This is a genomic window from Nocardia sp. NPDC060220, assembly GCF_042727815.1.
Taxonomy (GTDB): domain Bacteria; phylum Actinomycetota; class Actinomycetes; order Mycobacteriales; family Mycobacteriaceae; genus Nocardia.
Map to the genome: position 1 here is coordinate 1 of NZ_JBHWZY010000363.1, position 6,542 is coordinate 6,542.

At 67.4% G+C, this 6,542-nt stretch carries 8 protein-coding genes; 6 read left to right on the forward strand and 2 right to left on the reverse strand.

What is annotated here, in order from left to right; translation table 11 throughout:
* Positions 1–124: 124 nt before the first annotated feature.
* From eat to ACFWF3_RS19450, 5 genes are all read left to right on the forward strand, one after another.
* Complete coding sequence (eat, locus tag ACFWF3_RS19430; protein WP_379314725.1) at positions 125–1,552, forward strand: ethanolamine permease; 1,428 nt, start codon at positions 125–127, stop codon at positions 1,550–1,552.
* A 74-nt stretch (positions 1,553–1,626) separates the two neighbouring features.
* Complete coding sequence (locus tag ACFWF3_RS19435) at positions 1,627–3,039, forward strand: ethanolamine ammonia-lyase subunit EutB (protein WP_379314726.1); 1,413 nt, start codon at positions 1,627–1,629, stop codon at positions 3,037–3,039.
* Between the two features lie 59 nt (positions 3,040–3,098).
* Positions 3,099–3,935, forward strand: a complete 837-nt coding sequence (gene eutC / locus ACFWF3_RS19440) for an ethanolamine ammonia-lyase subunit EutC (RefSeq protein WP_379314728.1) — start codon at positions 3,099–3,101, stop codon at positions 3,933–3,935.
* 75 nt (positions 3,936–4,010) lie between these two features.
* Complete coding sequence (locus ACFWF3_RS19445; protein WP_378636247.1) at positions 4,011–4,409, forward strand: NUDIX domain-containing protein; 399 nt, start codon at positions 4,011–4,013, stop codon at positions 4,407–4,409.
* Positions 4,410–4,501: 92 nt separating this feature from the next.
* Positions 4,502–4,675, forward strand: coding sequence for a hypothetical protein (locus ACFWF3_RS19450; protein WP_378993080.1), 174 nt, complete (start codon positions 4,502–4,504; stop codon positions 4,673–4,675).
* Here ACFWF3_RS19450 and ACFWF3_RS19455 read toward each other — a convergent pair.
* Entirely contained in the window at positions 4,672–4,917 is a 246-nt protein-coding gene (locus ACFWF3_RS19455) for a hypothetical protein (protein WP_378636354.1), read from the reverse strand. The genes ACFWF3_RS19450 and ACFWF3_RS19455 overlap by 4 nt on opposite strands.
* Positions 4,917–5,783 carry a mycothiol conjugate amidase Mca gene (gene mca / locus ACFWF3_RS19460; RefSeq protein WP_378993082.1) on the reverse strand — a complete coding sequence of 289 codons (867 nt, stop codon included), beginning with the start codon at positions 5,781–5,783 and terminating at the stop codon, positions 4,917–4,919. The genes ACFWF3_RS19455 and mca overlap by 1 nt, the downstream gene beginning before the upstream one ends.
* 120 nt (positions 5,784–5,903) lie before the next feature.
* On the opposite strand from mca, the gene ACFWF3_RS19465 reads away from it, so the two are divergent.
* Positions 5,904–6,368, forward strand: coding sequence for a DUF4307 domain-containing protein (locus tag ACFWF3_RS19465; protein WP_379314727.1), 465 nt, complete (start codon positions 5,904–5,906; stop codon positions 6,366–6,368).
* The last annotated feature ends 174 nt before the right edge of the window (positions 6,369–6,542 follow it).

The following is a 6,542-nucleotide window of genomic DNA, read 5'->3' on the forward strand; positions in this document are numbered from 1 at the left end:
GCGGTGCTCGATACGCACCGCTGACCTGACGGATCCACGGCCGTAACAGTCGTCAACCATTCTTCAACCCTCGACGATCACCGTTGCCGCCGAACGCGCTTTGCTTGTTGATGAGGAGCTCCACGTGAGTACAGAAATCAGCCCCGCCACCGGCGAGGGCGCACCGGTCGACGACTATCTCGCCAAACGCACCCTGCGCAAGGGCTCGGCGGGCTGGGTACTGCTCGCGGGCCTCGGCGTGAGCTACGTGATCTCCGGCGACTTCTCCGGCTGGAACTTCGGTCTCGCCGAGGGCGGATTCGGTGGCCTGTTGATCGCCACCGTCGTCATCGCCGCGATGTATCTGGCGATGGTGCTCGGCATGGCCGAGATGTCCTCGGCACTGCCCGCGGCGGGCGGCGGCTACACCTTCGCCCGGCGCGCGCTCGGCCCGTGGGGCGGATTCGCCACCGGCACAGCCATTCTCATCGAATACGCGATCGCGCCCGCCGCGATCGCCACCTTCATCGGCGCCTACGTGGAGTCGCTGAACCTGTTCGGGATCACCGACGGCTGGTGGGTGTATCTGGCGGTGTACGCGCTGTTCATCGGCATCCACCTGACCGGTGCGGGTGAGGCGCTCAAGGCGATGTTCGTGATCACCGGGATCGCGCTCGTCGGCCTGGTGATCTTCGCTTTCGCGGCCGTCGGCAAGTTCGACGCGGCCAACCTGACCGATATCGCGGCCGATCCCGCGGCGACCGGGTCGTCGTCGTTCCTGCCGTTCGGCTACCTGGGCATCTGGGCCGCCATCCCGTTCGCGATCTGGTTCTTCCTCGCCGTCGAAGGCGTGCCGCTGGCCGCCGAGGAAGCCAGCGAGCCGGAGAAGAACGTGCCCAAGGGCATCATCGTCGCGATGCTGCTGCTGTGCGTCACCGGCGCGGTGGTGCTGTTCCTGGTCACCGGCGCGCTCGGCGCCCAGAGCGCCTCCGCCTCGGGCAACCCGCTCGTCGAGGCGCTGGGCGACAGCTCGATGGCCAAGGTGGTCAACTACATCGGCCTGGCCGGTCTGGTCGCCAGCTTCTTCTCCATCATCTACGCGTACTCCCGCCAGACCTTCGCCCTCTCGCGCGCCGGCTATCTGCCGACCGTCCTGTCGATCACCAACTCCCGCAAGGCGCCGGTGCTGGCGCTGATCGTGCCCGGCATCATCGGCTTCGCCCTCTCGCTCACCGGCAAGGGCGCGATGCTGCTGAACATGGCCGTCTTCGGCGCGGCTCTGAGCTACGTCCTGATGATGGTGTCCCACATCGTGCTCCGCGTGCGTGAACCCAACATGCCGCGCCCGTACCGCACGCCGGGCGGCATCGTCACCACGGCGTTCGCGCTGGTCATCGCGGCCGCATCGGTGGCGGCCACGTTCCTGGTCGACCAGCAGGCCGCGCTGTGGACGCTCGGTGTGTTCGTCGCCTTCATGGCCTACTTCGGGCTCTACAGTCGCAACCACCTGGTCGCCAAATCCCCGGACGAGGAGTTCGCGGCCATCGCCAAGGCGGAATCCGAACTCGAGTAGACCGTCGGGCACCCGGCAGCGTCGCGCACGCTGCCGGGCTCCGGCGGCCGAGTACATCTCTCGAAAGGGACCCGATGACCGTGTACCGCAGCACAATCGGCGTCACGACCTACACCTTCGACGGTTTGATCGACCTGATGGCGAAAGCCACCCCCCTGCGCAGCGGCGACGAGCTCGCCGGTTGCGCGGCGGCCACCGATGCCGAACGTGCCGCGGCGCAGTGGGCGCTGGCCGAAGTTCCACTCACCACGTTCCTGAGCGACGTGCTGGTGCCGTACGAGACCGACGAGGTCACCCGGCTGATCATCGACAGTCACGACCGATCGGCGTTCGCGCCGATCTCACATCTGACCGTCGGCGGATTGCGCGACTGGCTGCTCGCCGTCGCCGCCGCCGGCGATTCCGCGGCGACCCTGGCCGCGGTATCGCCGGGGCTGACGCCGGAGATGGTGGCCGCGGTCAGCAAGATCATGCGCAATCAGGATCTGATCGCGGTGGCCAAGGCGGCCGAGGTGACCGCGGGATTCCGCACCACCATCGGCCTGCCCGGCCGGTTGAGCACGCGGTTGCAGCCCAATCATCCCACCGACGATCCGCGCGGGATCGCCGCCGCCACCTTGGACGGGCTGCTGCTGGGCTGTGGCGACGCGGTGATCGGCATCAACCCCGCCACGGATTCACCGCAGGCCACCTCGGATCTCCTGCATCTGCTCGACGACGTGCGACTGCGCTTCGACATCCCGACCCAGTCGTGCGTGCTCTCCCACGTCACCACGACCATCGGTTTGATCGAGGCGGGCGCGCCGGTGGATCTGGTGTTCCAGTCCGTCGCGGGCACCGAGGGCGCGAATACCGGCTTCGGCGTGAACATTTCGCTGTTGCGGGAGGGGAACGAAGCGGGACGATCCCTGCGGCGCGGCACCGTCGGCGACAACGTGATGTACCTCGAGACCGGGCAGGGATCGGCACTGAGCGCGAATGCCCATCTGGGCGTGGGTGATCGGCCGGTGGACCAGCAGACCCTCGAAGCGCGCTCCTACGCCGTAGCCCGGGATCTGCGACCGCTGCTGGTGAATACGGTCGTCGGCTTCATCGGACCCGAATACCTCTACGACGGCAAGCAGATCATCCGGGCCGGACTCGAAGACCACTTCTGCGGCAAGCTGCTCGGCCTGCCGATGGGCGTGGATGTCTGCTACACCAACCACGCCGAGGCCGACCAGGACGACATGGACACCCTGCTCACCCTGTTGGGTGCGGCCGGTTGCGCCTTCGTCATCGCGGTGCCCGGCGCCGACGACGTGATGCTCGGCTACCAGAGCCTGTCGTTCCACGATGCCCTGTATGCCCGCCAGGTCCTGAACCTGCGGCCCGCACCGGAATTCGAGGCCTGGCTGTCGGGTCTCGGCATGCTCGACGCGAACGGCCGTGTGCGACAGGTGGAACCGCTGTCCTCACCCCTGCGAGCCCTGACAGCCACTCGATGAGCGCACCGCGTCAGCCGGACGAGCCGCTCACGACCATCGACGCAGAAACGGAACCGCCTGTGACCCCACCTGTTCCGGCCCCACCGATCACCGCTGCGCACGAGACGCAATCGCCTGTCGCCGAAGACTTCTGGCGAGATCTTCGGGGCAGTACGCAAGCCAGAATCGGGCTCGGCCGCACGGGCGACGCGTTGCCGACGACCGACGTCCTCACTTTGCGCGCCGCACACGCCGCGGCCCGTGACGCCGTGCACCTTCCTCTCGATGTCGCGACGTTCACCGAACACATCGCCGCACTCGGCCTCGGCACCCCGGTCACCGTAGCCAGCAGGGCGGCCGATCGCGCCGAGTACCTGCGCCGCCCCGATCTCGGCCGAGTGCCCGACGATCTCACCCCCGTCACCGCCAGCGGCGCGGACATCGGCGTCGTTCTCGCCGACGGGCTGTCCCCCTTGGCACTGTCCGAGCACGCCCCCGAACTCCTCGCCGCCCTGGCAACCGAACTCGGCGATCGCTACACCATGGCCCCACCGGTGATCGCCACCCAGGCCAGAGTGGCGCTGGGTGACCACATCGCCGAAGCCATGGGCGTGCGCACCGTTCTGGTGCTGATCGGCGAGCGCCCGGGCCTCTCGGTCGCCGACAGCCTCGGCATCTACCTGACCCACCTACCACGCCCCGGCCGCGCGGACGCAGAACGCAACTGCGTCTCCAACATCCACCCACCCGACGGCCTCACCTACGCCGACGCCGCCCGCGTGGTGGCGGGTCTGGTCGCGGGAGCCCGCGCACTGGGTCGCTCGGGAGTCGACCTCAAAGACACCTCGCGTACCGACTCGCTGGCCGCAGCCGAAACGCTGACCGTCGACGCGCCGCCGCAGGCACCGTCTCGGTGAGCTGACCCAGACACCAGCGTGACGCGGAGCACGTTCGGCATGGAACGGGGCCGATCGCTCCTTAGAGTGATCCCCATGATCCGCACCGCCGCCCTCGCCCATGTCCGCGACCGCAGGCTGATTCAGACGCGCCCCGAAGGCAAAGATGTCTTCTACATGGCGGGCGGCAAGATCGACCCCGGCGAGACCCCTTTACAGGCGCTACATCGCGAGATCGAGGAAGAACTGGGCGTCGGGCTGGCCGGGGTCGCCGAGTTCGGTGTCTTCGAGGCCGAGGCTTTCGGGCACCGCCGCAACACCGGCCTGCACATGACCTGTTTCCGTGCCGAGCTCACCGGAGAACCCCACGCCACCGGCGAAATCGCCGAATTCCGCTACTTCACCGTGAGTGAATACGCCGCGATGGAGCACGTCGCACCCGGTTCGATGATGGTGTTCCGGCGCCTGCACGAACTCGACCTGATCGACTGGTAGGTCGCGCACGGCGTCGATTGGATATCGGCAGAAACGAACCCGTCAACAGTGACGATCCCATAGTCGTGAACCTGCCGATAACCACCGCGCCGATGACAGTGTCCGAACGTCGCGCCGCCCTACGCCAACTCGTCGCACTGTTCGGCCTGATGAACACGATGATCGAGTTGAGTGCGGGCGGCGCGTCGCGGTCGGTGGCCGAACACGCCGCCACCGCGCGCGACCTGGTCGGCGAACTCGTCGCCGACCTCGCCGCGGCGCGCTAGGAGTTCTGTTTCGGTTCGGATTCCTCGACGGCGATCACACCGGGCTCGGTGCCGTCGTCGGCCTTCTGATCCGGTTCCGGGTGCTCGGGTTCGAACGTTTCCGGCAGGCCCTTGAGGTGCTTGTTCATCGAGCGGACCAGCAGCACCGTGCCTGCCAGCAGGATCAGGATGACCAGCAGCCCGAGCGGGGAAGCCTTGCCGAACTCGGGGCCCGTCGGTTGCTGTGCGAGGTAGACCAACATCACCGGTCGTTGTCCTCGATGCCGGCGAACAGGTCGGTCTCCGGGATGGCGGTGGACACGCGCGTCTTGGCCAATTCGAACTCCTCGGTCGGCCAGAGCCGCTGCTGCATCTCCAACGGGATCGCGAAGAACGCGCCGTTGGGATCGATCTGGGTCGCGTGGGCGCGCAGGGCGTCGTCACGCTGGGGGAAGTACTTCGAGCATTCGATCTGGGTGGTGACCCGGCCCATGATGTCGCCGCGGGCCGCCTGGTACTGCTTCATCCGGTCCAGCCACTCCTGCAGCGGGAACGGTTCACCGATGCGCTCGTACTCCTCGGCGAAGGCTTCCAGACGCTTCATGCTGAAACCGTGGTCGTAGTAGAGCTTGAGCGGTGTCCACGGCTCGCCCGCCCCGGGGAACTTCGTGGGATCGCCCGCCGCCTCGTACGCGGCCATCGAGACCTCGTGGCAGCGGATGTGGTCCGGGTGCGGGTAGCCACCGTTCTCGTCGTAGGTGGTGATCACCTGCGGCTTGAACTCGCGGATCACGCGCACCAGCGCCTCGGTGGATTCCTCCAGCGGCACCAGCGCGAAGCAGCCCTCCGGCAGCGGCGGCAGCGGGTCGCCCTCGGGCAGGCCCGAGTCGACGAATCCCAGCCAGTGCTGGCGCACGCCGAGCGCGTGCGCGGCCGCGGCCATCTCCTCGCGCCGGACCTCGTTGATCCGGTCCAGCACACCGGGGGTGTCCATGGCCGGGTTCAGGATGCTGCCGCGCTCGCCGCCGGTCAACGTCACGACGAGCACCTCGACGCCCTCCGCGGCGTACCTGGCGGTCGTCGCGGCGCCCTTGCTCGATTCGTCGTCGGGGTGGGCGTGCACTGCCATGAGGCGAAGGCCACTCACTTCTCGTTCACCGTCGCTCTCGCTCGCGGGTGTCAGATGTCGTTACCTATAGTTCCATCCGACCCCCTGTTTGTTCCGACCACCCCCGGGAGCGCGAAAACGATGACCGAGCCCGCACCGGACTCCGCCGCGACCTCGGCCGCCGCAGCAGCGCGACACGCCGATCGATATGGCACGAAACCACCTGCGCGTCGCCTGTGGCTGATGGTTTTGCTCGGTGTCGGCGTGGTGGCGGCCGGCTTCGCGGTGGCCTATCTCGGCTTCCAGAAATACGGCCCGAAGGCGATCGAGACCGAGCAGCTGGGTTACGTGGTCGTCGACGACGCCACGCTGGACATGCGGATCAAGGTCACCCGCGACGACCCACAGCAGGCCGTGGTCTGCTTCGTGCGGGCGATGGACCGCGACGGCACCGAGGTGGGCCGGCGCGAAGTACTCGTACCGGGCTCGGACTCGACCAGCGTGCAGGTGAGCACTACGGTGAAGTCGTCGGCACGCGCTTCGGCGGGCGATATTTATGGTTGCAGCGACCAGATTCCTGGGTATCTGCGCACCGGCGATCAGTGAGCCGGCACCAGCAATCGATGAGCCAGCACCGCGAATAGCCCGCCTGACTAGGCTGACCTGCATTTTTGTGAGACATGCTAAAATGGGCTGATACACGGTTCCGGGGTTCGGAGCCGTGTTTGCTGCATTGGCGGCCAGCGGTGCTGTTTGCGGGTATCGGGTTCACCCCCAGGA

Coding starts and splice junctions, on each gene's coding strand:
- mca (WP_378993082.1), bottom strand. CDS start 5,783: ATGGCAGTGCACGCCCACCCCGACGACGAATCGAGCAAGGGCGCCGCG.
- ACFWF3_RS19465 (WP_379314727.1), top strand. CDS start 5,904: ATGACCGAGCCCGCACCGGACTCCGCCGCGACCTCGGCCGCCGCAGCA.
- ACFWF3_RS19450 (WP_378993080.1), top strand. CDS start 4,502: ATGACAGTGTCCGAACGTCGCGCCGCCCTACGCCAACTCGTCGCACTG.
- ACFWF3_RS19455 (WP_378636354.1), bottom strand. CDS start 4,917: ATGTTGGTCTACCTCGCACAGCAACCGACGGGCCCCGAGTTCGGCAAG.
- ACFWF3_RS19435 (WP_379314726.1), top strand. CDS start 1,627: ATGACCGTGTACCGCAGCACAATCGGCGTCACGACCTACACCTTCGAC.
- ACFWF3_RS19445 (WP_378636247.1), top strand. CDS start 4,011: ATGATCCGCACCGCCGCCCTCGCCCATGTCCGCGACCGCAGGCTGATT.